This window comes from Streptomyces sp. NPDC040545 (assembly GCF_055595065.1).
In genome coordinates, this window is record NZ_JBVIWA010000003.1 from 324,192 (window position 1) to 344,786 (window position 20,595).

A 20,595-nucleotide genomic window follows, 5' to 3' on the forward strand; every position below is an offset into this window, starting at 1 on the left:
CTTTACCAGAAATCGGGCAGGCTGTAGCGATAGGTGTTGGTCTGGTGCCAGTAGTGGTTGCCGTCGACCCACACGGCCACCCCGCGCAGGAAGCGCTGAACGCTCGGGACGGGGCAGGTGACGGCCAGGTCGGCGGCCGCGGCCTCGAAGTCGCGCATCAGGTCGTTGTGGACCTCGACGGCCTTCAGGTAAGCCTCCTGGTCGGAGCAGCTCTCGCGTTCGGCGATCACCACCGGCAGGTTCAGGTGCCGTCCGGGACCGGCCAGTTCCTTGGTGTAGGAGTACAGGTCGTTGACGATGGTCGTGGCGTTCCCGGCCAGCGCGATCACCCGTTGCATGGCGGGCTGCGCGTGGAGGTCCGCCGGCAGCTCGTAGCCGCCCACGGAGTCGGTGATGGTGGGGCAGGGGCGGAAGTTGTTGAACTGGCGCATCGCCAGGTACTCCCACACCTCCGGGACGTACTCCGTCTGCGCCCAGGCCCCCTCGGCGAGATAGCCCATGTGCAGCCGGGCCATGTCGTGCCGGAACCGGTCGGCCTGCGAGGGGGTGGTGGCCTGGAGGAAGTACTCCATGGCCGAGCGGTAGGCGCGCCGGGGAGCGTCCGAGAGGAGCGACGCCTCCCAGTCCGGCGCGTACTCCTTCGTCGTGTGGACGGGGTCCAGAGCGGTGTGCGCCAGCAGCAGACGGCCGCCGAGGCCGACGGGCGAGCCGCCGTGGTCCTCGCAGTAGCAGTCGTCGACCGCGTTCTCGGCGACCATCAGCCGGGTGGCGAGCATCAGGTGGTCGATGCTGGGGGCGTCGGGATGGCAGGCGACCATGTAGCGCCCGACGGAGAAGCCGTCGAACTGGTCCTCCCAGTCCTCCGGGTAGAGCGACACCTCGTCCAGCGCCCAGGCCTTGATCCGGCGGCTGAGCTCCTCCACCCGCACCGGGTCGGGCTCCGGCACCGGGTGGTAGTAGAGGCCCGGGATCGGGTTGCCGGCCGCCGGCGCGGGTGCGTCGGGCGCCGCGGCCGCCGCGGGCGCGTCGCTCCGGGCCCAGTGCAGGCTCGCCGTGCCCAGACCGCTGGGCCCGCGCAGGATCCGTTCGAGGGCGGCACTCGACTGGGGCGCGGCGGCCGCGGCCGCACCCTCGTCGGGTACGGGTACGGGTACGGGCGTCAGGACCGGGGGCCCCGTCGGCAGGGCGGGCGCGACGGGCAGGGCGGGCGGCGGCGACGGCGGCGGCGGCGGAGAAAGCTCGCCCGGCCCGGCGCCGGCGGCGGGTTCGACGCCGACGGCGAGGGCGTTGGCGAGCACGTGGGCCCCGAAGGACGCCACGGCGGCGGGCAGGCTCGACTGCAGAGGGGAAGGCCCAGGATCGGGCATCCGTAACTCCTTGGAGAGGTAAGTGGGCTGTCCCGGATCCCGGGCATGCTCGGCGGGCCAGGACAGGCAGAGGTCCTGGCTGTCACGGCCGTCGGGCTGGTCCTCTTAGTCCCGCCTGCGGGCGATCTGCACGTTCTCCAGCACACCGAGTGCGTCGGGCACCAGGATGGCGGCGGAGAAGTAGGTGGTGACCAGGTAGGAGATGATGGCCTGCTCGCTGATCCCCATGAAGCGCACCGAGAGGCCCGGCTCGTACTCCTCCGGCAGGCCGGTCTGGCGCAGACCGACGACACCCTGGTTGTCCTCGCCGGTTCGCATGACGAGCACCGAGCTGGTGTTCTCCTTGCTGATCGGGATCTTGTTGCAGGGCAGGATCGGGACCCCGCGCCAGGCCGGGACCGACTGCCCGCCGACGTCGACGTGGTCCGGGTAGAGCCCGCGGGCGTTGAACTCGCGCCCGATCGCGGCGATCGTCCGGGGGTGGGCGAGGAAGAACTTGGAGCCGCGGCGGCGGCAGAGCAGCTCGTCGAGGTCGTCCGGGGTCGGGGGGCCGGAGTGGGTCTGGATCCGCTGCTTGAAGGCGGCGTTGTGGAGCAGGCCGAAGTCCCGGTTGTTGATCAGCTCGTGCTCCTGGCGCTCGCGCAGCGCCTCGATGGTGAGCCTGAGCTGTTCCTCGGTCTGGTTGTGCGGCCCGTTGTAGAGGTCGGCGACCCTGGTGTGGATCCGCAGCACGGTCTGCGCGATGGAGAGTTCGTACTCGCGGGGCTTGAGCTCGTAGTCGACGAAGGCGCCGGGCAGCTCCGCCTCGCCGGTGTGGCCGGCGGACATCGCGATCTCGGCCTCGCCGTGCCGGTTCTGGCGCTGGTGCGGGAGCGAGCTGAACCGGTTGATGTGGTCCTGGAGTTGCGGCGCCGCGGCGAGCACGGAGGCGAAGTCGCCGCGGGAGAGGGTGAGCAGGATGCCGGGGGTCTCGGCGGTGGCCGTGTAGTCCCAGGTGGCGTCCGCGTCCAGCAGGGCGTTCTCACCGAACCGGTCGCCGTCGGCGAGTACGGCGACGGCGACGTCGTCGCCGTACTTGCCGACGGAGGTCTGGCTGATCCGGCCGTGGGCGATCAGGTGGATCTGGTCGGCGGGTGCACCGCGCTCGACGATCACCTCACCGGCCCGGAAGTCCCGCTGCACGCACCGGCCGGCGATCGCGGTCAGCACCTCGTCGTCGTCGAAGCCGCGCAGCAGGGCCAGTTCGCCGAGCTCGCGCGGGATCACCCGGACGTTCGCACCGTCCTGGACGAACTCGATGGTGCCGTCGCCCACGGTGTACGTCAGCCGGCGGTTGACCCGGTAGGTGCCGCCCTTGGTCTCCACCCAGGGGAGCATCCGCAGCAGCCAGCGGGAGGTGATCTCCTGCATCTGTGGGGCGGACTTGGTCGTGCTGGCGAGGTTGCGGGCAGCCGCCGTGCTCAGGCTGGACTGCCGCGGCGGCTCCAGCTGTGCTTCCGGGCTGGTGTCAACGGTCATCGGGCGAGCTCTCCTTCGCAAGGGTGGTGATCGGCGGATGCGCACGTCACCGGGGAACGAGGAAAAAAGGGGGGAATATCCGGGAATTCCGTCCAGATCCGGGGGAACAGTAACGGCCGGTGCACCGGCCTTGAGCCTGAAAACCGTTGGCGTTACCTCGATGCAGTGATCTAGGACCGCAGGTGGTTTGCCGGGGTTATGAACGATATTCGGCCTTGCTCACGAACGCGGCCGAAAAGCGGCGCGGTGGTCAGCTCACGGGGCTCCCCCCATCTGCTACAGCGTGCCGCTCGGGCGCGGTCGGCCGCCACATCGCCGTCACCTCCAGGGGGCCCACCGCGGCGCCGCCGGGTGGTGAAGCCGAAGCGGCGATAGAGCCGGACGTTCGCCTCGTCGGCGGTGGTGAGGAAGATGCCGCCGGGTGCGGGGGTCGCAGCGAGCAGGTGGCTGAGGAGCCGCCCCCCGGCACCCCGGCCCGCCGCCTCGGGCGCCACGCCGATGAACTCCAGGGTCCAGGCCCCGGCCGGGGTTCCGGCCTCGGCGGCGTGCAGATAGCGCAGCGTCCGCACCAGGGCGCCCGGGCCGCAGCCCACCAGGGTGCGGGCCGCCCAGGCCGCCCGGGCCGCACCCGAGGGCACGGTCGCGGGCGGCCTGGGCGAGGACGGCGACGGCAACGGGCCGACCGTGACGGTCGGTCAGCAGGTGGCGGCGGGCTCCGGGGAGCGTGGCGTGCGTACGCAGGGTGGCGGTGAACAAGGCCTGCCGTAGGCGGTCCGATCCGCCCGCGATCCATGCCATGGCGGGTTCGCGGACGAAGGCCGCGGCGAGCACGGGCGCACCGCGCGGGCGGCGGGCGTCGTCGCGCTCCAAGCGGCCGGGACCGGGACCGGCAACTGGACCGGGATCGGGATCGGGACCGGCACCGGGACCCGCGTCGGGGTCAGACACTGGTACATCATTGCGGTGGAACCGAATTGATCACGTTTGACGTCTTCCGGGGCACATGACCGGCCAGGAAGAGGAGAACCTCACGTGAGGACCCCGGACGCATGGACGTCGCGACGCGCACTGCTGACCGTGGGGGCGGGGGCGGCACTGGCTGCTGCGCTGCCGGTGGGTACGGCCCGTGCCGCGTCATCGGTGGCGGGGCTGAGCGCGCTGGAGCGCGAGTACGGGGCGCGGCTGGGGGTGTACGCGCTGGACACCGCCACCGGCCGGACCGTCGTCCACCGGGCCGGCGAACCGTTCCCCATGTGCTCGCTGTTCAAGACGCTCGCGGTGGCTGCCGTGCTGCGGGACCTCGACCACGACGGCGCGCATCTCGCCAAGCGCATCCACTACACGCTCCAGGACGTCACGGACGCGGGCGGCGGGTCGGTCACGGAACTGCCCGGGAACATCGCGGGCGGTCTGACCGTGGCGGAACTCTGCTCCGCCGCCATCGCCCAGAGCGACAACGCGGCCGCCAACCTGCTGCTGCGCGAGCTCGGCGGCCCCACCACGATCACCCGCTTCTGCCGCTCGCTCGGGGACCGTACGACGCGGCTCGACCGGTGGGAGCCGGAGCTGAACACGGCCGAGCCGTGGCGGGTGACGGACACGACCACCCCCCGCGCGATCGGCCGGACGTACGCCCGGCTCGGACTCGGCGACGCGCTGGACCCGGCGGACCGGGAGCAGCTGAACCGGTGGCTGCTGTCGAACACCACCAGCGGTGATCGCCTCCGGGCCGGCCTGCCGAAGGACTGGGCCGTCGCGGACAAGACGGGCGCCGGCTCGTACGGGACCAACAACAACGTGGGCATCGCCTGGCCCCCGGGACGCCCGCCCCTGGTCCTGGCCATCCTCTCGACCATGCCGGAGGCGACGACGCCGCGCGACAACACGCTGATCGCCAGAACCGCGAAACTGCTGGCGGACACGCTCGCCTGACGGCGGAGACCGTTGTCAGTGCCACCTGGCACAGTGCCGACCATGCTCGCGATCACGATCCTGACCGAAACCGGTCGCCGACACGTACGGCCGTCCCCCGGGGAACTCTCCGCGCTGGTCCACCGGATCGGCGGTGACAGTGACCGGTTCCTCGTCGTCCAGGCCATCCCCGACCTGCCCGATGTCTTCATCCAGGTGTGGCACCGCACCGGCGGCGACTACACCCTGGAGCACCGCGCCGGCAGCCCCGAGCGGCACTTCAGGACGTCGGTCGACGATCCCGAGGCGGTCATCGCCGCCATGACCGCATGGTCGGGCGGGCGCCCGGACGACTGGGAACGCGTGGAGTTCCCGCCGGCGGAGCCGGTGCCCCCGCTCGACCTCGACGAGGAGGAGCGGGGGCTGCTGGAGGGCCGGATCCGCGAGGTTCTGGCCGGGGGCTACGCGACGCGGGACCGACTCGCGGAACTGGCCGAGGACTATCTCGTATCCGGGGACCGCCGGCCCGTCTCCCCCGCCCAGGCCCGGGAGCTCGCCGACCGGATGTGGCTCGAACGGGTGGGGGAGCAGGCGCAGTGGGAGGGCGAGACCGATCCGGAGCGGCTGTCCCGGGCATTCACCGAGTTGGACGCGGCGGGTATCACGGCTCGCGAGGACTTCACCTGTTGCCGGAGCTGCGGGCAGGCCGAGATCGGAGCGGAAGGCGGGCCGGAGACCCGTGGCTTCGTGTACTTCCACAGCCAGTGCACGGACGCGGCGACGGCCGGACACGGCCTGACACTGCTGTACGGCGGCTTCGACGGCACCTCCGCGACCACCGCCGCCGTCGGCCGTGAGGTCGTCGCCGCTCTGGCCCGTGCGGGCCTGCCCACGGAATGGAACGGCGATCCGGGGCAGTCCATCACCGTCGCCCCGCTGACCTGGCGCAGACGTCTCGTCGGCTAGGACGTGCCGGCTGTCGCGGGCCGTGGCGGGCCGTGCCGGTCCCCCGGGGTCCGCGTTCCTACGGGGCCATCTCGTACGTGCCGGACAGCGCCTCGACCCGCGCCCAGACGCGCGCCGCCCGCTCCTCGTCGACGACCGGACGCCGGACCGCGCCCAGCGCCCACTCCTGCTGGGCCGCCGTCGCGGAGTCCTTGCCGTACAGCTCGACCGCGTGGCCGGAGAAGTCGCGCACGAGGACGGAGAACAGCTCGTCGAGCACCGACCCGTCCAGGTCCGTCAGGCGGGCCTGCTCCAGGATCAGCTGTCCGTACACGACCAGCGCGAACAGCTGGCCCACGGAGAGGAGGAAGTCGAGGTCGCGGCTCTGCTCCTCGTCCGGGGCGACGGTGGCCACGAACGCGCAGAGGGCGTCGGCCTGCTCGCGGAACCGGGCCACGTTCGGCACGTCGGCGTACGCGTCGTAGGCGGTCCGCCAGTCGTGGAACTGTACGGAGCCCAGGCCCCGGGCCGGCCCCTGCTGGAAGAGGAAGGCGTCGTCGGCCGCGTCGAGCCGGGTCGGTACGGCCGGGTACTCGGCCGGGTTCAGCAGGTGGTTGCGCATGAACTTGAGGATCAGGGCGAGGTTGACGTGGACCGTGCCCTCCAGCTTGGGCAGTCCGCGGATCTCGACGGCCGCCTGCGCGAAGTAGTTGTCCTTCTCGAAGCCCTTGGCGGCGATGACGTCCCACATCAGGTCGATGACCTTCTCGCCCTCCGTGGTCACCTTCATCTTCGTCATCGGGTTGAAGAGGAGGTAGCGGCGGTCGTCGGGGCCCGCGGTGCGGAAGTAGTCGACGGCGCGGTCGCTGAAGAGCTTCATCCCGACCAGGCGGACGTACGCGTCGGCCAGCTCCCGGCGCACGTGCGGGAAGGCGGTGACGGGGCGGCCGTAGAGGACCCGGTTGTGCGCGTGGGTGACGGCCTCGTACATCGCGTGCTCGCAGATGCCGATGGAGGCTGTGCAGAGGTTGAACTTGCCGACGTTGACGGTGTTCAGGGCGGCGTCGAAGGCGGCCTTGCCGGTGTGCAGGACGTCCTCGGCGCGGACCGGGTAGTCGTCGAGGCGGAACTCGCTGACGTACTTGGAGGAGTCGACGACGTTCTTCACCAGGTGGTACGCCGGGTGGCGGCTGTCGGCGGCGAAGAAGACGTAGCCGTCGGGGCCCTCTATGTCGGTGCGGCGGCCGAAGACGGAGACGAGGCCGGCGGCGTTGCCGTTGCCGATGTAGTACTTGGAGCCGCTCGCGCGGAACCCGTCGGCACCAGCTTCGTCGACGTACGGCCGCAGCAGCATGTCGGTGGAGTAGATGTCGGCGCCGTGGGTCTTCTCGGACAGGCCGAAGGCGAACACCTCACCCTCGGCGAGGAGCTGCGCGGCGCGGGCGCGGGCGTCGGCGTTGCCGCTCTGCCAGACCGGGCCGAGGCCGAGGATGGTGACCTGCCAGGCGTACCAGTAGTCGAGGCCGTAGAAGCCGAAGATCTCGTTCAGGGCGGCGATCCGGGCCGTGTCCCAGCGCTTGTCGGACTCCCCCTCGCCGGCGGCGGTGGCCGGGGTCAGGAAGGTCGCGAAGAGGCCCTCCTTCGCGGAGAAGGCGAGGAAGTCGGCGAGCCAGGCTCGGGAACGGTAGTCCTCGATCAGCCGGCGCTTGCCGCGGCTCTCGAACCAGTCGACGGTGGCGCGCAGCAGCCTGCGGGTCTCGGGGTCGAAGTGCGCCGGGTCGTACGTGTGCGGGTTGAAGAGCAGGGCGTCTGCCATGGAGGTTCACCTTCCGAGCGGTTGGAGGAGGGGAGGGGAGGCCGGGCGAATGCGTGGGGGGGTGGTGCGGCGGGGGTGCGGGCGGTGCGGCCGCCGCGGCGCGACGAGGTTCAGGCGGTGGCGGTCGGCGAGGGCCCGCCGAGCCGGTGGAGCGTGGCGAGGACGTCGTCGAGCCAGGCGATCGTCATGCGCTCGAACGCGATGCCGCCGCGCAGCACGACGTGCTGGAGCTCCTGACCGGCGTCGAGCGGGGCGGGGGCGTCCGGCCCGGTGAAGTCGCGCAGTTCACCGGCGAGATAGCGGGCCAGCCGGTCGCTGTGCGCCCGGTGGTGCCGCTCGACCTCCTGGATCAGCGCGGCCGGGTCGTCGAAGGCCGCGCCGCGGATCTTGACGGCCAGGTCGTGGCGGAGGCTCTCGGGCTCGATCGGCTCGTGCAGCCACTCGGCGAGGACGCTGCGGCCGGGGCCGGCGACGGAGTACTCCTTCTTGTCCGGCCGGCCCTGCTGCGGGACCTCGCGGACGGCGAGCAGCCCGCTCCCCTCCATGCGCCCCAGGACGCGGTAGATCTGCTGGTGGGTGGCGGTCCAGAAGTAGCCGATGGACCGGTCGAACCGGCGGGCCAGCTCATAGCCGGAGCCCGGCTTCTCCAGCAGGGAGACGAGGATCGCGTGGTCGAGCGCCATGCCCCGATCCTTCTATGCAACTCGTTGCATAGACAAGCGGCAGGGGCCAGGTGAGACGCGGCTCACCCGCGCGCTCACTCGGCGGCGAGCCGTGCGCCCGTCCAGACGAGCGCCGGCGGGATCTCCCGCAGCCAGGTGTTGAAGCTGTGGCCACCGCTGTCCAGGATGATCGACGAGACGTGCGCGGGTGCCTTCACCTTGCGGATGAACTCCTGCGTCTCGCCGTAGTTCGGCTCGCCCCGCAGCGAAGAGGTCACCAGGAACGAGGAGTTCCGCTGCGGCAGGTGGTCCAGGTGCCACAGCAGGTCGGACCGTTTCTCCTCGTCCTTGTTCCCCTTGAACAGATCACCGGAGTACTGGTCGATCTCGGGCCTGTACTCCGCCGACAGGCCCACGCCGACCGCGTACGCCTCCGGGTGCTGCACCGCCATCTTCAGGGCGCAGTAGCCCCCGGTGGAGTCGCCGATGATGCCCCAGCTCCGCGGCGAGTTGCCCACGCGGTACGTGCCGGAGACCGCCTTGACGACATCCGCGCCGAAGAAGGCCTCGCTCTGGGGGCCGCCGGGGACGTCGACGCACTGGGTGTTGGGCCCCGCGATGGTGGGCCGCATCATCACCAGGATCATCGGCTGCATGCGCTTCTGCTTCGCCAGGCTCCACGCGAGCCTCGGGTAGTGCAGCTTCTTGATGAGGTTCTCGGCCATGCCCGGGTATCCCGTGAGGACCACGGCGGCCGGGAACCTGCGCCCCTCGTCGCTCTTGTCGAAGTACTCCGGCGGCAGGTACACGTACGCCTCGGCGGCGGCCCGGGACCGCTCGCCGTGGATCGTCACCTTCTCGATCACCCCACCCACCTGCGGGTTCCGGCCACCGGGCACCTCCGGGGCCTGTCGGCCCCGCACCTCCACGGCGGCGCCGCCCGGTGCGGCCGGGGCGTGCTGCTTCGTACCGGCGAGGTCGGCCCAGGAGTCGTAGAGGAGGAAGGTGCGGTTGGCCGCGGCGCCGACCGAGGCGAGAACCGTCACCTGCACGAGCACGAGCAGCCCGGCGCGTCCCAGCACCCGCCGGGCGCCCGGCCGTCCCAGCCGGGGCCATACCCATACCGTGAAGGCGAACAGCAGCGCCGTGCACACCACGACGCTCGCCATGAGCGTGCCACTCGTCAGACCCATGAATCAGCGAACCCTCTGCACCGTCCCCGTCCGGACGCTCGGGTCCGGAGCGCTACCAGCGGGTAGCGCACCAGGCAAGAGGGGTGGAGCGGGCTCCGCGTTCCCTTCCGGAGGAATCCACCGGCGTTCGAGGATTCGGCCGGCCCCCGCCTGGTCGTCCCCCAGGACACCCGCGGCGGCTACGTCTCCGAACTGAACCAGCTGTGGGTCGGCACCGTCGATCCGGTGGTCGACGGTGCCCGCCGAGGCATCCGGCGCCCGCGGCGACGCCCTCGGCCGCTACCTGGCCCACGAGGCCTCGTCCTTGTTCGTCGTCCCCGGCGGCGTCCGGCCGGGCGGTTACGCCGGCCAGGCCCTGCTGGACGACGCCCCGCAGTAAGTCGTGTCGTCCGTCCGGGCGATGTGCGGGAACCCCGCAACGGTGGTGGGCGTTGGTGCGACCATGGAAGGTGATCAGCGGGATCCGACTTCCGATGACTCCGAGGGGAGCCGTTCATGAGCACGGCCAAAGACCTGTTCATCATCGCCATGGACCCGCAGCCGGACCATTCGGTCGGCCAGGGTGACCTGTCGCTCGCCCTCGCCGGCGCCGAGCTGATCGATCTCCTCGACGCACAGGCCGCCGTTCTGGACGGCGACCGCATCGTGCCGGGCGGACAGCCCGTGCTGGACGACGCGCTCCTGGCCGAGGCCTCGTCGGCGCTGACCCGCCAGACGCCGTACGAGCGGGTCGAGGACTGGCTGTGGCGCCGCGGCCGGGATCTCTCCGCCTCCTACCAGGCCGCCCTCGAGGAAGCCGGTCAGCTGACACGGGGACGCCGCGGTCTGCTGCCGTTCGGATCCGATCGCCTGGAAGTGGCCGATACGCCCGCTCACCGCCAGGCCCTGAGCCGCTGGGAGGCGGACGAGCCCGTGCTCGCCTCCCTTGCCGCGGCCGTGGGCATCCGTGACGCGCGGTCCGAGGACGAGCCCGGCCTGGACGACGAGGCGGTGACGACCGTACTGGCCGTCGTCGGCGACGCCGTGATGGAACTGGAGGCCGTGCGCCAGCGGCGGTCCATCGAGAACGCGGCGTTCGCCAACGTCTGGCGCGTCCCGTGAGCCGCGTGGCCGCTGCCGCCCGGTGAGTCCCGGACCCGCCGCGCGGGGTCAGCCGGCGTCGAGGACGAGGTCGGCGCGGTGGCGGCCCAGGGCGACGAGTCGTGCGTTGCGTTCGTCCGAGCCGGTCACCCACTCGCGCGCGTACGCGGGGTCCTTGCCGTGCCGCACATGACGGTCGATCAGCCGCTCCAGGCGCAGGTCCTCGGCCGGGGCGAGGTACCAGGCCTCGTCCAGCAGGGGGCGTACCGAGGCCCACTCCCCCGCGTCGTGCAGCAGGTAGTTCCCCTCGGTGATCACCAGCGGTACGTCCGGGGGCACCGGGATGCTGCCCGCGATGGGCTCCTCCAGGGCGCGGTCGAAGGCGGGCGCGTACACCGCGGGTCCGTGGGGTGCGCGCAGCCGGCGCAGCAGGGCGACGTAGCCGGCGGCGTCGAAGGTGTCCGGGGCGCCCTTGCGGTCGGCGCGGCCCAGCCGGGCCAGTTCGGCCTGGGCGAGGTGGAACCCGTCCATCGGAACCACGACGGCCCGCTCGGGCCCGAGCGCGTCCGCGAGGCGGGCGGCCAGTGTCGACTTGCCGGCCCCCGGGGGCCCGGCGATGCCCAGGACGCGCCGCTCGCCCTGGGTGGCCAGCGCCCGCGCCCTCACTACCGGTTCCGTCGTGCTCATCCGCACATCCTGCCCTAGGGGGGTGTCTTGCCGAGGGTCTTGCCGATCAGGCTGCCGGACCCCGCGAGCCCGGCCTGATCGGCAAGACACCCCCTCAGGGGTGCGGCCCGGCGCCCCCGGCCGCGGTGGCGGGCGGGGGCACCGGGCGGCGGTCAGCAGCGCGGACAGGCGTCGCGGATCACGCGCCAGGTGAAGGTCGTGGAGGCCGTGGCACCCGCGGCATCCCTGGCGGTGACGGTGACGGTACGGATGCCGCTGCCGCGCAGGAGGCCCGAGATCAGGCCGGTCGAGGCGTTGATCGTGGCACCGGTGGGCAGGTTCACCGCGGACCAGGTGTAGGGGGCCTTGCCGCCGGTGGCGGTCATCGGTAAGTACGCGGAGTCGTACTGGAGGGACACCTGGTTGCCCGGGTTGACCACGGACGGCGCAGCGGCGGCTGTACGCGTCACCGCCGGGCCGGTCGAGCTGTGCGGCGCGGCGAAGGACGGACCGACCGACGCTGCCAGGACAGCGGTCAGGCCGACGGCCAGCGCCGCCAGTCTGCGCGAGGTGCGCGGCGTGCGTATGGATGTGCTCAACGGAACCTCCGAACTCGTCGGGCGAGGACGGCGTCCCGGTAAGGGTCCCGGAGACCGCCATCGCCCGTTGTGGGTATGCATGTTCGAGGTGCGTGGCGCGTCGGAATCATAAGCGGGCCCGGCCGTCCCGTCGATGGCGCCGCGGTCGGCCGCACACGCCTACGATGTCCGCTATGCCCGGTACGGTCGCCGTTCCGCACCACCCCCCGCCCCGCTCACGACTGCGGTCCGCCACCCGCCTGGCCCTGTGCGCCGCCGTGCCCTGGTTCCTCTGCCTCTGGTGGGGCACGAGCACGGTCCCGGTGCCCGCCGCCCTGCCCGCCGTACTGATCCTCCGCGAGGACGTGTACGCCGCCCCGCGCCTCGGGTGGAACCGGCTCGCCGGAGTCGTCGTGGGCGTGGCGCTGACCACGCTCGTACTGCACTGGCTGCCGCCGCCCCCGGCCTCCTCCGTGACCTCGGTTTCGGCGGCGGCCTCGGTGTCCTTCCTCGCCGTACTGGCCTGCGGCTGCGCGGGCATGTACCTGATGTACCAGGACGGCGCCCCCAACCAGCAGGTCCTGATCACCGCACTGGTGATCTACGCGACCGCCCTCCCCGGCTATGCCCTGGCCCGCCTGGTGGAGAGCACGGTCGGCATCGCCACCGTCGTCCTGCTCGGACCCCTGCTGTGGCCACCGGACCCCTACCGGTCGGCCGCGGAAGGCCTCGACGCGTACCGGAGCGAACTCGGCGCTCTCCTCGGCACGGTCGCCGCCCGGCTCGGCGGCGGCGGAGCACCCGCCGCACCGGAGCGCCCCGAGGAGGCGGAACTGTGGCTGCGCCCCCGCAACAGCCTCGCGTCCTACGACCGGGCCGCCCGGCGGGCCCGGCTCCAGCGGCTGTACCCGCGTACGCCGAGCCGCCCGCCGGTTGGGCTCGGGGAGCGGCTGCTGCTCGCCGCCCGAAGTGCCCTCACCCTCCAGTACTTCACCCAGGAAGTCCGGGAGCGCGCCCGCACCGACGGCCCCGCTCGGCCTCCCGGGCCGGACACCGCCCTGCGCGACCTCGCCCCGCTGGTGCGGGCCACCGCCCGCGCGCTGGACACCGCCCTGCGCGGCGAGGACTGCGCCGCGGACCTCGAACGGGCCCGCGGCCTGGACCTCGCCCACCGCGCGGCCCACCCCACCCGGCACGACGCCGTCCTGCGGGCGGCCCTCCACCTGACCCACGAGGCCGTCGCCGACCACGTGTCCTCCCGCCCCTGAGGACAGTCCGGGGCAACCCCGCGCGGGGCAACCCCGCGCGGGTCGGCCGCCGCGGCTCGGGGCGGCCGCCTGGACCGGTGGCCGGCACCGATAGGCTCGGGCACCGACCGGGGAGATGAAGGATCGATGACGTTGAACGAAGGCCTCCGGGTGAAGCTGGCCGCGGACCTCACGCTGACCGGTTCGGTGACGGCGGCGGGCGAGCCCGTCGCCGGGTTCCTGGCCCTGGCCTCGGGCGCCGGGGGCACCGTCGAGCGGGTGGACGAGCACCAGCCGCAGAGCGGCGAGGACGTCCGCGAGTACGAGCGGCTGAAGTCGCTCCTCGACTCCTTCGGCCATCAGATGCCGGAGGGGAGCAGGAAGCAGCTCGAGGAGAAGGTCGCCTCCCTGGAGCCGGCGTGGACCGCCTTCCAGGAGCAGAAGCTCCGCGTGACGGTCCGGGTCCGCTTCGACAACGGGTTCGTCCTCGACGGCGTGCACGAGGAACTCTTCGTCTCCGCCTGAGGCCGGCCGACCGGGGCGATCCGGGGCCGTCCGGGGCCGTCCGGGGCCGTCTGGCACCCTCACCCGGCGCGCGTTTCACTGGAAGGTGCCCTACCAGCGCGCCCACGCAGGACCGCGCACCCGGGAGGTCCCGTGAACACGTACGTGCCACCCCGCTTCGACCCCGCCCGCGTCCCCCACCTGCTGGGGTCCTTCGCGCCCGTCTCCGAGGAGGTCGACGTCGCGGACCTGGAGGTCACGGGCGAGCTGCCGGACACCCTGGACGGCCTGTACGTGCGCAACGGCCCCAATCCGCGGTTCACGCCGATCGGCTCCTACCTGTACCCGATCGACGGCGACGGCATGCTGCACGGCGTGTGGATCTCCGGTGGGCGGGCCCGCTACCGCAACCGCTTCGTACGCACCCCCGCGCTGCTGGCCGAGGAACGGGCCGGCCGGGCCCTGTGGGGCGGCGTCGAATCGATGATCATGCCGGACGCCGACCAGGTGGGACCGGAGCTCGCCGGCACCTTCCGGGACATGCCCGACATCAATGTGGTCCGGCACGCCGGCCGACTGCTGGCCCTCGCCGAATCGGCCTGTCCGTTCCGGGTCGACGCCGGACTGTCGACGCTCGGCCGCGAGGGCTTCGGCGGCGCCCTGCCTGCCGGCATCACGGCCCACCCGAAGATCGACCCGGTCACGGGCGAGATGGTCGTCTTCTGCTACGGCCTGGAGCCGCCCTACCTGACCTGGTCCGTCATCGACCGCCACGGCGCGGTCAGCCGCGGGCCCACCTCCGTGGACGGGGTGGACGAGCCGATGATGATCCACGACATGGCCCTGACCGGCCGCTACGCCGTCCTCGTCCTCGCCCCGGCCTTCTTCGACCTCGCCGCGGCCATGACGGGCGGCTCCTTCCTGGCCTGGCGCCCCGAGCGCGGCACCCGGGTGGCTCTGATCCCGCGCGACGGCGGACCGGTGCGCTGGGCGGCGGACGAGGCCTTCTGGACGTGGCACACCGTGAACGCGTACGACGACGGCCCGGGCGCGGACGCCCCGGTGGTCCTCGACTACGTGCAGTGGAGCAGGCTCACCGTCGGCGGCCCGGAGGAGGACACCGAACCGGTCAGCTGTGGCCTGGTACGCGCACACATCGACCCGGCCGCCGGCAGCATGGTCCGTACCCCGCTGGACGACGCCCGGGTGGAGTTCCCGCGGGTCGACGACCGGCGCATCGGCCGGCGCCACCGGTACACCGCGCTGGCCACCGACACCGGGCGGACGGACCTGCTGCCGGGCGAGTACGACGCCGTGCGCTGGTACGACAACGAGAGGGGCACTTCCCGCGTCTGGTCGGCCGGGGACCTCTCCGTCGGCGAGCCGGTCTTCGCCCCCGAGCCGGGTTCCGGGTCCCGGACCGGCTCCGGGACCGGCTCCGAGGAGGGTGGCCACTGGCTGACCTTCGCCACGGACCGCACGGACGGATCGAGCTGGTTCCTGGTCATCCCGGCGGAGGATCCCGCCTCGGGCCCGGTGGCCCGCGCCCGTATCCCCGTGCGCGTGCCGCTCGGCCTGCACGGCTGCTGGCTGCCGACCGAGGAGTGAATCCGCCCGGCGCGCCCGCCCGGCGCGGCCGTGCCACGCTGGTTCCTGGCCTCGGGAGGAGACAGCCGCGACGAACGGAGCGCGCTGTGAGCAGACCGATCCACCCCGCACCACTGCGGCGCGGTACGGCCGCCGCCTGCGCCGCCCTGCTGTTCGTGGCCCTCGCCTCGGGTACCGCGACCGGAGCGGACCCGACCCCGACCCCGTCCCCCTCCCCGACCACGACCACGACCACGCCGTCCGCGACCGGCGACACGGGGCTCGCCGGCCTCGACCCGCGCATCAGGGAGATCATGCGCAAGCCGGGCTACCGCAATGCTCAGTGGGGCCTCCTGCAGACCGAACCGGACAACGGCCGCGTGGTGCACAGCCTCTTCCCCGAGCAGTTCTTCATCCCCGGGTCCACGGCCAAGCTGATCAGCGTCTCGGGCCCGTGGCACACCCTGGGCGCCGACCACCGCTTCGTGACCCCGCTCTACGCGGTCGGCGAGCGCGACGGCGCCACGCTGACCGGCGACCTCGACCTCGTCGCCCAGGGCGACCTCACCATGGGCGGGCGTACGCGCCCCGACGGCACGGTCGCGTACACCGACCTCGACCACACCTACGCCAACGACTTCCCCGGGGCGACCCTCACCCAGGAGAACCCGCTCGCCGGGATCGACCTGCTCGCCCGGCAGGTGCGCGCCTCCGGCATCACCCGTGTCGACGGCGATGTGATCGTGGACAGCCGGCTGTTCCTCCCCGACCCGGAGCTCGTCCCCACGCCGACGCCCCTGATCATCAACGACAACCTGATCGACCTCATGACCACCCCCGGGGACCGGCCCGGCGCGGACGCCCGGCTGGACTGGCGGCCCAAGGTCGCGCCCTACCAGGTCACTTCGGCGGTGAAGACCGTGGCGGCCGGGAAACCGACCGCTGTCACGGTGACGGCCACGGACGGCGGCACCCGGATCCGCCTGACCGGAACGATCGCGGCAGGCTCCGAACCGCTGCTGCGCACCTCCCCGATCGGCGACCCGGCCGCCTTCGGACGGGTCGCGCTGATCGAGGCGCTCGAACGTGCCGGGGTGCACGTCACGGCCGACCCGTCGGGCGCCAACCCGGTGGGGCGGCTGCCGCGCGACTACGACGGACGGCCGCGGGTGGCCGCGTACACCTCCCCGCCCTACGCCCAGTACGCCAAGCTGATCCTCAAGGTCAGCCACAACCTGGGCGCCAACCTCGGCATCTGCCTCCTCGCCGTCACCGCGAAGAGCGATCAGTGCCCCGCCGGCTTCCCGGTGCTCGCCGACTTCCTCGACCAGGCCGGCGTCGACCGCGAGCAGGCGCAGCTGATGGACGGCCGGGGCGGCAACCCCGCCGACCGGGCCACGCCGCAGGTGCTGGTACAGATGCTGGCGTACTGGCAACGGACCCCGGACGCGCGGCTGTTCCGGGAGGCCCTGCCCATCCTCGGGGTCGACGGTCTGCTGGCCGAGAACTGCCGCGACTGTCCGGCCCGGGGGAAGGTGTTCGCCAAGACCGGCGCGGCCGTCGGCGGTGACGCCCTCAACGACCGGCTGGCCGTCGGCGCCATCACCATCGCGGGCTACCTCGACAGGGGCGGCGGCCGCTTCGACACCTTCTACGCGGGTGTCAACGGCGCCTCCACACCGAGCGCCGATCCCACCGAGGTGCTGGCCATCGCCAACGACCTCGCGATGATCGCCGCCTACCTCCAGGAGTCGTCCTAGATCACGCCCCTATGCTGGACCGATGCCGTCGATCAGGAAGTTCCAAGTCACCTTCGACTGCGCGGAACCCGAGCGCCTCGCCCGTTTCTGGTGCGAGGTGTTGGGGTATGTCGTCCCGCCGCCCCCGGAAGGGTTCGCCACCTGGGACGATTTCAAGCGCTCGCTGCCACCTGAGGAGCAGGACGCCTGGTTCGCCTGCACCGATCCCTCGGGCGTGGGTCCGCGGCTGTACTTCCAGCGCGTCCCTGAAGGGAAGGCCGCCAAGAACCGGCTGCACCTCGACGTGCGGGTGGGCACCGGACTCGTGGGGGAAGAGCGCCTCGCCGCGCTCGAGGCCGAATGCGCACGGCTGGTCCCGCTCGGCGCGGTACACGTGCGCACGCTGTACGACGGCAATGATGCGTGCATCCCGATGCTGGACATCGAGGGCAACGAGTTCTGCATCGACTGAGCGGGCGGACCGGCTACCGCTGCGCCCAGGTGTGCAGCAGGGCTTCCCGCGCACGCGGCTCGGGCGTGCCTTCCACGGCGTGCTCCCGGCCCCACGCCTCGACGGCCCCCGGGTCCGCGGTTGCGGCCACGAAGCGGTCGAGCAGGTCCTGGGAGAGCCGTGCCTCTTCGGCGGGGTAGCCTGCCACCGCCGCGTGGACGGTGACCTCGTGCGTACCCTCCTCCGTCTCCAGGCGCAGCGTCATCTCGGGCGGCCCCTCGCCGAGGTAGTCCGCTCCGATCGCGGCCGAGATCATCGCGCCGAGGGCCTTCGTCGCACGGCCCACGGGGTTGTGCCCGGGTACGTCCTCGACCACGGCGGAACGCAGCCCCGCCCATGTCCACGTCCGGGGGTTGTCGGGGTCCGAGGCTTCCAGGCCCTCGGCGGTCAGCCGGACGCCGATCCCGAGGGCGTTCGGCGGTGACCCCACGTACACCGCGTCCGGAGTGACCCAGAACAGTCCGACCATCGCCGCCACGCGCCGCTCCCCGCTCTCGTCCCCGACCCACCATCCATACCGCCCGCCGGGGACGGACCGCCGCAGGCACACCGCAGGCACACCGGGAGGCCGCCGTATGCGCGCGGTCGTAAATCGATGGGGTCCCGCGGCCGGACCTGCGAGCATCCACGGATGGGTGCATTGGACGCAGTGGCCGGCAGGGTCGCCGGCGGAGCCACCGTGGAGTTCCGGCCGACCGGCTCCTCGATGGTCCCGTTGATACGCAGCCGTCAGCGGGCGGTGGTCGCTCCGGCCGACCCGTCGAAGCTGAAGCCCGGGGACATCGTCCTCGCCCGTGTCGCCGGGACGGTGTACCTGCACCCGGTGTCGGCCGTGGACCCGGCGAGGAAGCGGGTGCAGATCAGCAACAACCGGGGCCGGGTGAACGGCTGGACCGGCTACGACCGCGTCTTCGGCATCGGTACGGCGGTCGACGGTGTCCCCCGCGTGGGCGCCGCGGACAAGACGCGTGCGGCGTAGGGGGCTCGGCCGCACCGTGACGGGCAACTTCCGCTGGGTGCAGGAGTTCTTCGCCGGCAAGCCACCAGAGGTCCGCTGTCCGACATGGACTTCGCCTTCATCGTGGTCGCACCGAACGCCAGAGGCCAGATAGAGAACGTCACAGGGCACCGACTTTCACGCCCATCACCTCATACGATCACAACGTGACCGTCGTGGGGTACCCCGACAGCATCGAGAACAACAACGGTTCCGCCGGGTCAGCTTCTCCGGCCTCACCCCGCTGTCCTGCACCCGCAGCGGCATCCTCGCCCCCGGCGCCAGCTACCCGCCCCTCAACCTCACCGTCCAGATCGCCCCCAACGCGCCGAAGCAGGTCACCAACGCCGCCACCGTCAGCGGCGGCGGCGCCGCCGGCACCAGCATCGCCACCGCAACCACCACCGTCGACAGGAAGCAGCAGCCCAAGCCCCCGCACCACAACCGCCCAAGCCACGGAAAGCCGGCCCACGGTAAGCCGGGTCACGGAAAGCCCGGCCGCGACCGGCCCCACCACGGCCACGCCCCGGCCCCCGGTAACCGCACACCGGCATGGCGAACGCCCCGGCGCCGGCCGCCCACCCTCGGACCGCCGACGCCGGGGCATCCCGTGACCACGCAACCCCACACCACGGCCCGCCGCCCAAAGCCTCCGACCTGCAGCCCCTCGGCGACGACCGCCCACAGGTCGCGGTCGGCGGCGCCCCGGGCGCGGGCGTCGAACAGGCGCTGCCCGTCGGCGGCGGGGAGGTGGACGGGGTGGAGCCCGGGCGGCCGGGCGGGTACCCCGGGCGTTTGCTTCGGGGCACCCGCGGCCGGCGAGGGGCGGCGTCCGGTGCGGCTCAGCTGTCCACGCGGTGCCCCGCGAGCCAGGTGACCATCTCGGGGTCGTGGTGGTCGAAGAACACGGAGCTGCCCGTGTCGAGGGTGGCGATCCGGCCCATCTGCTCGTCGGTGAGCTTGAAGTCGAAGACGTCGATGTTCTCGGCCATGCGCTCGGCGCGCACGGACTTGGGGATGGCGACGACGCCGCGCTGGGTCAGCCAGCGCAGCACGACCTGCGCGACCGACTTGCCGTATTCCTTGCCGATCTCGGCGAGCAGCGGGTTGGTGAACAGGTCGTTCCTGCCTTCGGCGAAGCCGCCCCAGGACTGGATCTGCACCCCGTGCTCGCGCATGAGGTCCTGGTAGCCGGCGCGCTGGAAGAAGGGGTGGGTCTCGATCTGGTTGACGGCCGGGGTGATCTCGTTGTTGAGGATCAGGTCGATCAGCCGGTCGGGGTAGAAGTTGGCGACACCGATCGCCTTGGCCGCGCCTTCGCGGTTGAGCGCCTCCATGGCGCGCCACTGGCCGTAGACATCGCCGAAGGGCTGGTGCATCAGGTACAGGTCGAGGTGGTCCAGGCCCAGCTTGGCCAGCGATGTCCCGAACGCGCGGCGGGTGTTGTCCTCGGCGGGGGCGTCCTGGACCCACAGTTTGGTGGTGACGAACAGTTCTTCGCGCGGGATGCCGCTGGACTTGACGGCGCGGCCGACGGCTTCTTCGTTGCGGTAGGCGGCAGCGGTGTCCAGCAGGCGGTAGCCGGCGGCCAGCGCCTCTGAGACGGCGCGCTCGGTGTCCTCGGCGGGGATCTGGTAGACGCCGAAGCCGAGGATTGGCATCCGGGCGCCGTTGTTGAGGGTGACGGTCTGCATGAGCGCAATGTCCTTCGCTGTGCGGGCGGGACCCGGCCGGTCAGGCGGACTCTGCCCGGGAGGCGGGCGGGTCGGTACACCGGTGAACGGGTCCGCCGGCCCCCAGGCCACGGCCCGCGGTGCGCGTCACCCGACCGGTACGGCTTCGGGCCCGTCCCCGGAATCGGGGTGCCGGTCAGGCCGGCCGCTTCCCGCGGCAGCACGACCGCCTGCGAGGCGGCTTGCGCCTGAGCCCGAACTCCTGCGCGCGGTGTAGGGCGGCTGCCACCTCCACCGCCTCCACGAGGGCGGTCAGCAGCGTCAGCACGACCGCGGCGCCGCCGCCCCGGGCGATACGCGGCGCCCGCTCCCACGCCCATCCCTCGACCGGTCACACCGCATCGCCTTCCGTAACGGTTGGGAGAGAGGCTTCCCCTCGGCGAGAGTTTCAGCATTAAGGAGTCCTCGTGAAGGACGATCCGCTCGAACTCCGACCACTCCCCGCAGGCGGTGATGGACCGGGAGAACGGCCGCCAGGCAATCCCTCCCCCTCCGTGAAAGAGCCCCGACCGGCCCGGGGCGGGCTGGCCGGGCAGCCGCC

The 20,595-nt window shown here is 72.3% G+C and carries 20 protein-coding genes; 10 read left to right on the plus strand and 10 right to left on the minus strand.

What is annotated here, in order from left to right; genetic code table 11:
- Positions 1 to 2: 2 nt before the first annotated feature.
- The 3 genes from ACZ573_RS09520 to ACZ573_RS09530 form a co-directional block, all read right to left on the minus strand.
- Complete coding sequence (locus ACZ573_RS09520; protein ID WP_471301343.1) at positions 3 to 1,367, minus strand: family 2 encapsulin nanocompartment cargo protein terpene cyclase; 1,365 nt, start codon at positions 1,365 to 1,367, stop codon at positions 3 to 5.
- Between the two features lie 105 nt (positions 1,368 to 1,472).
- Complete coding sequence (locus ACZ573_RS09525) at positions 1,473 to 2,885, minus strand: family 2B encapsulin nanocompartment shell protein (protein ID WP_471301345.1); 1,413 nt, start codon at positions 2,883 to 2,885, stop codon at positions 1,473 to 1,475.
- 170 nt (positions 2,886 to 3,055) lie between these two features.
- Positions 3,056 to 3,559, minus strand: a complete 504-nt coding sequence (locus tag ACZ573_RS09530) for a GNAT family N-acetyltransferase (RefSeq protein ID WP_471301348.1) — start codon at positions 3,557 to 3,559, stop codon at positions 3,056 to 3,058.
- 358 nt (positions 3,560 to 3,917) lie between these two features.
- Here ACZ573_RS09530 and bla point away from each other — a divergent pair, with 358 nt between their 5' ends.
- Together bla and ACZ573_RS09540 are read left to right on the plus strand one after the other, a co-directional pair.
- Positions 3,918 to 4,817 carry a class A beta-lactamase gene (gene bla / locus ACZ573_RS09535; RefSeq protein WP_471301349.1) on the plus strand — a complete coding sequence of 300 codons (900 nt, stop codon included), beginning with the start codon at positions 3,918 to 3,920 and terminating at the stop codon, positions 4,815 to 4,817.
- Between the two features lie 42 nt (positions 4,818 to 4,859).
- On the plus strand, positions 4,860 to 5,762 hold the full coding sequence (locus tag ACZ573_RS09540; protein WP_471301352.1) for a DUF6891 domain-containing protein: 903 nt from the start codon (positions 4,860 to 4,862) through the stop codon (positions 5,760 to 5,762).
- 58 nt (positions 5,763 to 5,820) lie between these two features.
- On the opposite strand, the gene ACZ573_RS09545 is transcribed toward ACZ573_RS09540, so the two are convergent.
- From ACZ573_RS09545 to ACZ573_RS09555, 3 genes are all read right to left on the minus strand, one after another.
- Positions 5,821 to 7,557: an acyl-CoA dehydrogenase family protein gene (locus ACZ573_RS09545; protein ID WP_471301355.1), complete on the minus strand. Its 1,737-nt coding sequence runs from the start codon at positions 7,555 to 7,557 to the stop codon at positions 5,821 to 5,823.
- Between the two features lie 110 nt (positions 7,558 to 7,667).
- Positions 7,668 to 8,240 carry a PadR family transcriptional regulator gene (locus ACZ573_RS09550; protein ID WP_471301357.1) on the minus strand — a complete coding sequence of 191 codons (573 nt, stop codon included), beginning with the start codon at positions 8,238 to 8,240 and terminating at the stop codon, positions 7,668 to 7,670.
- A gap of 74 nt (positions 8,241 to 8,314) precedes the next feature.
- Positions 8,315 to 9,412 (minus strand): alpha/beta hydrolase, encoded by a 1,098-nt coding sequence (locus ACZ573_RS09555; protein ID WP_471301360.1) that lies wholly within the window; start codon positions 9,410 to 9,412, stop codon positions 8,315 to 8,317.
- Positions 9,413 to 9,647: 235 nt separating this feature from the next.
- Between ACZ573_RS09555 and ACZ573_RS09560 the strand changes: the two genes are divergently transcribed.
- Positions 9,648 to 9,791, plus strand: a complete 144-nt coding sequence (locus ACZ573_RS09560) for a hypothetical protein (RefSeq protein WP_471301362.1) — start codon at positions 9,648 to 9,650, stop codon at positions 9,789 to 9,791.
- Positions 9,792 to 9,907: 116 nt separating this feature from the next.
- Positions 9,908 to 10,513: a GOLPH3/VPS74 family protein gene (locus tag ACZ573_RS09565; RefSeq protein WP_471301364.1), complete on the plus strand. Its 606-nt coding sequence runs from the start codon at positions 9,908 to 9,910 to the stop codon at positions 10,511 to 10,513.
- A 48-nt stretch (positions 10,514 to 10,561) separates the two neighbouring features.
- On the opposite strand, the gene ACZ573_RS09570 is transcribed toward ACZ573_RS09565, so the two are convergent.
- Positions 10,562 to 11,179 carry a nucleoside/nucleotide kinase family protein gene (locus ACZ573_RS09570; RefSeq protein WP_471301367.1) on the minus strand — a complete coding sequence of 206 codons (618 nt, stop codon included), beginning with the start codon at positions 11,177 to 11,179 and terminating at the stop codon, positions 10,562 to 10,564.
- Between the two features lie 152 nt (positions 11,180 to 11,331).
- The gene (locus ACZ573_RS09575) at positions 11,332 to 11,757 is read right to left on the minus strand and encodes an Ig domain-containing protein (protein ID WP_471301370.1); all 426 of its coding nucleotides are present in this window, start codon (positions 11,755 to 11,757) and stop codon (positions 11,332 to 11,334) included.
- 173 nt (positions 11,758 to 11,930) lie between these two features.
- Between ACZ573_RS09575 and ACZ573_RS09580 the strand changes: the two genes are divergently transcribed.
- The 5 genes from ACZ573_RS09580 (at position 11,931) to ACZ573_RS09600 (ending at position 17,285) form a co-directional block, all read left to right on the plus strand.
- A complete protein-coding gene (locus tag ACZ573_RS09580; RefSeq protein WP_471301373.1) occupies positions 11,931 to 13,004 on the plus strand; it encodes an FUSC family protein in 1,074 nt (357 codons plus the stop codon).
- A gap of 126 nt (positions 13,005 to 13,130) precedes the next feature.
- Positions 13,131 to 13,508, plus strand: coding sequence for a hypothetical protein (locus tag ACZ573_RS09585; RefSeq protein WP_471301375.1), 378 nt, complete (start codon positions 13,131 to 13,133; stop codon positions 13,506 to 13,508).
- 144 nt (positions 13,509 to 13,652) lie between these two features.
- Positions 13,653 to 15,095, plus strand: a complete 1,443-nt coding sequence (locus ACZ573_RS09590) for a carotenoid oxygenase family protein (RefSeq protein ID WP_471301782.1) — start codon at positions 13,653 to 13,655, stop codon at positions 15,093 to 15,095.
- Positions 15,096 to 15,181: 86 nt separating this feature from the next.
- On the plus strand, positions 15,182 to 16,834 hold the full coding sequence (gene dacB, locus ACZ573_RS09595; RefSeq protein WP_471301378.1) for a D-alanyl-D-alanine carboxypeptidase/D-alanyl-D-alanine endopeptidase: 1,653 nt from the start codon (positions 15,182 to 15,184) through the stop codon (positions 16,832 to 16,834).
- Positions 16,835 to 16,856: 22 nt separating this feature from the next.
- Entirely contained in the window at positions 16,857 to 17,285 is a 429-nt protein-coding gene (locus tag ACZ573_RS09600; RefSeq protein WP_471301380.1) for a VOC family protein, read from the plus strand.
- Positions 17,286 to 17,298: 13 nt separating this feature from the next.
- Here ACZ573_RS09600 and ACZ573_RS09605 read toward each other — a convergent pair whose 3' ends face one another.
- A complete protein-coding gene (locus ACZ573_RS09605) occupies positions 17,299 to 17,802 on the minus strand; it encodes a hypothetical protein (RefSeq protein ID WP_471301383.1) in 504 nt (167 codons plus the stop codon).
- A gap of 153 nt (positions 17,803 to 17,955) precedes the next feature.
- On the opposite strand from ACZ573_RS09605, the gene ACZ573_RS09610 reads away from it, so the two are divergent.
- A complete protein-coding gene (locus ACZ573_RS09610) occupies positions 17,956 to 18,303 on the plus strand; it encodes a S24/S26 family peptidase (protein ID WP_471301385.1) in 348 nt (115 codons plus the stop codon).
- 860 nt (positions 18,304 to 19,163) lie between these two features.
- On the opposite strand, the gene ACZ573_RS09615 is transcribed toward ACZ573_RS09610, so the two are convergent.
- A complete protein-coding gene (locus tag ACZ573_RS09615) occupies positions 19,164 to 20,015 on the minus strand; it encodes an aldo/keto reductase (RefSeq protein ID WP_471301388.1) in 852 nt (283 codons plus the stop codon).
- Positions 20,016 to 20,595 lie beyond the last annotated feature (580 nt).

Bases quoted from the DNA above. Each gene is read 5' to 3' on its own strand.
- ACZ573_RS09520 (WP_471301343.1), bottom strand. From the start codon at position 1,367: ATGCCCGATCCTGGGCCTTCCCCTCTGCAGTCGAGCCTGCCCGCCGCC.
- ACZ573_RS09525 (WP_471301345.1), bottom strand. From the start codon at position 2,885: ATGACCGTTGACACCAGCCCGGAAGCACAGCTGGAGCCGCCGCGGCAG.
- ACZ573_RS09540 (WP_471301352.1), top strand. From the start codon at position 4,860: ATGCTCGCGATCACGATCCTGACCGAAACCGGTCGCCGACACGTACGG.
- ACZ573_RS09545 (WP_471301355.1), bottom strand. From the start codon at position 7,557: ATGGCAGACGCCCTGCTCTTCAACCCGCACACGTACGACCCGGCGCAC.
- ACZ573_RS09550 (WP_471301357.1), bottom strand. From the start codon at position 8,240: ATGGCGCTCGACCACGCGATCCTCGTCTCCCTGCTGGAGAAGCCGGGC.
- ACZ573_RS09555 (WP_471301360.1), bottom strand. From the start codon at position 9,412: ATGGGTCTGACGAGTGGCACGCTCATGGCGAGCGTCGTGGTGTGCACG.
- ACZ573_RS09565 (WP_471301364.1), top strand. From the start codon at position 9,908: ATGAGCACGGCCAAAGACCTGTTCATCATCGCCATGGACCCGCAGCCG.
- ACZ573_RS09570 (WP_471301367.1), bottom strand. From the start codon at position 11,179: ATGAGCACGACGGAACCGGTAGTGAGGGCGCGGGCGCTGGCCACCCAG.
- ACZ573_RS09580 (WP_471301373.1), top strand. From the start codon at position 11,931: ATGCCCGGTACGGTCGCCGTTCCGCACCACCCCCCGCCCCGCTCACGA.
- ACZ573_RS09585 (WP_471301375.1), top strand. From the start codon at position 13,131: ATGACGTTGAACGAAGGCCTCCGGGTGAAGCTGGCCGCGGACCTCACG.
- ACZ573_RS09600 (WP_471301380.1), top strand. From the start codon at position 16,857: ATGCCGTCGATCAGGAAGTTCCAAGTCACCTTCGACTGCGCGGAACCC.
- ACZ573_RS09610 (WP_471301385.1), top strand. From the start codon at position 17,956: ATGGGTGCATTGGACGCAGTGGCCGGCAGGGTCGCCGGCGGAGCCACC.
- ACZ573_RS09615 (WP_471301388.1), bottom strand. From the start codon at position 20,015: ATGCAGACCGTCACCCTCAACAACGGCGCCCGGATGCCAATCCTCGGC.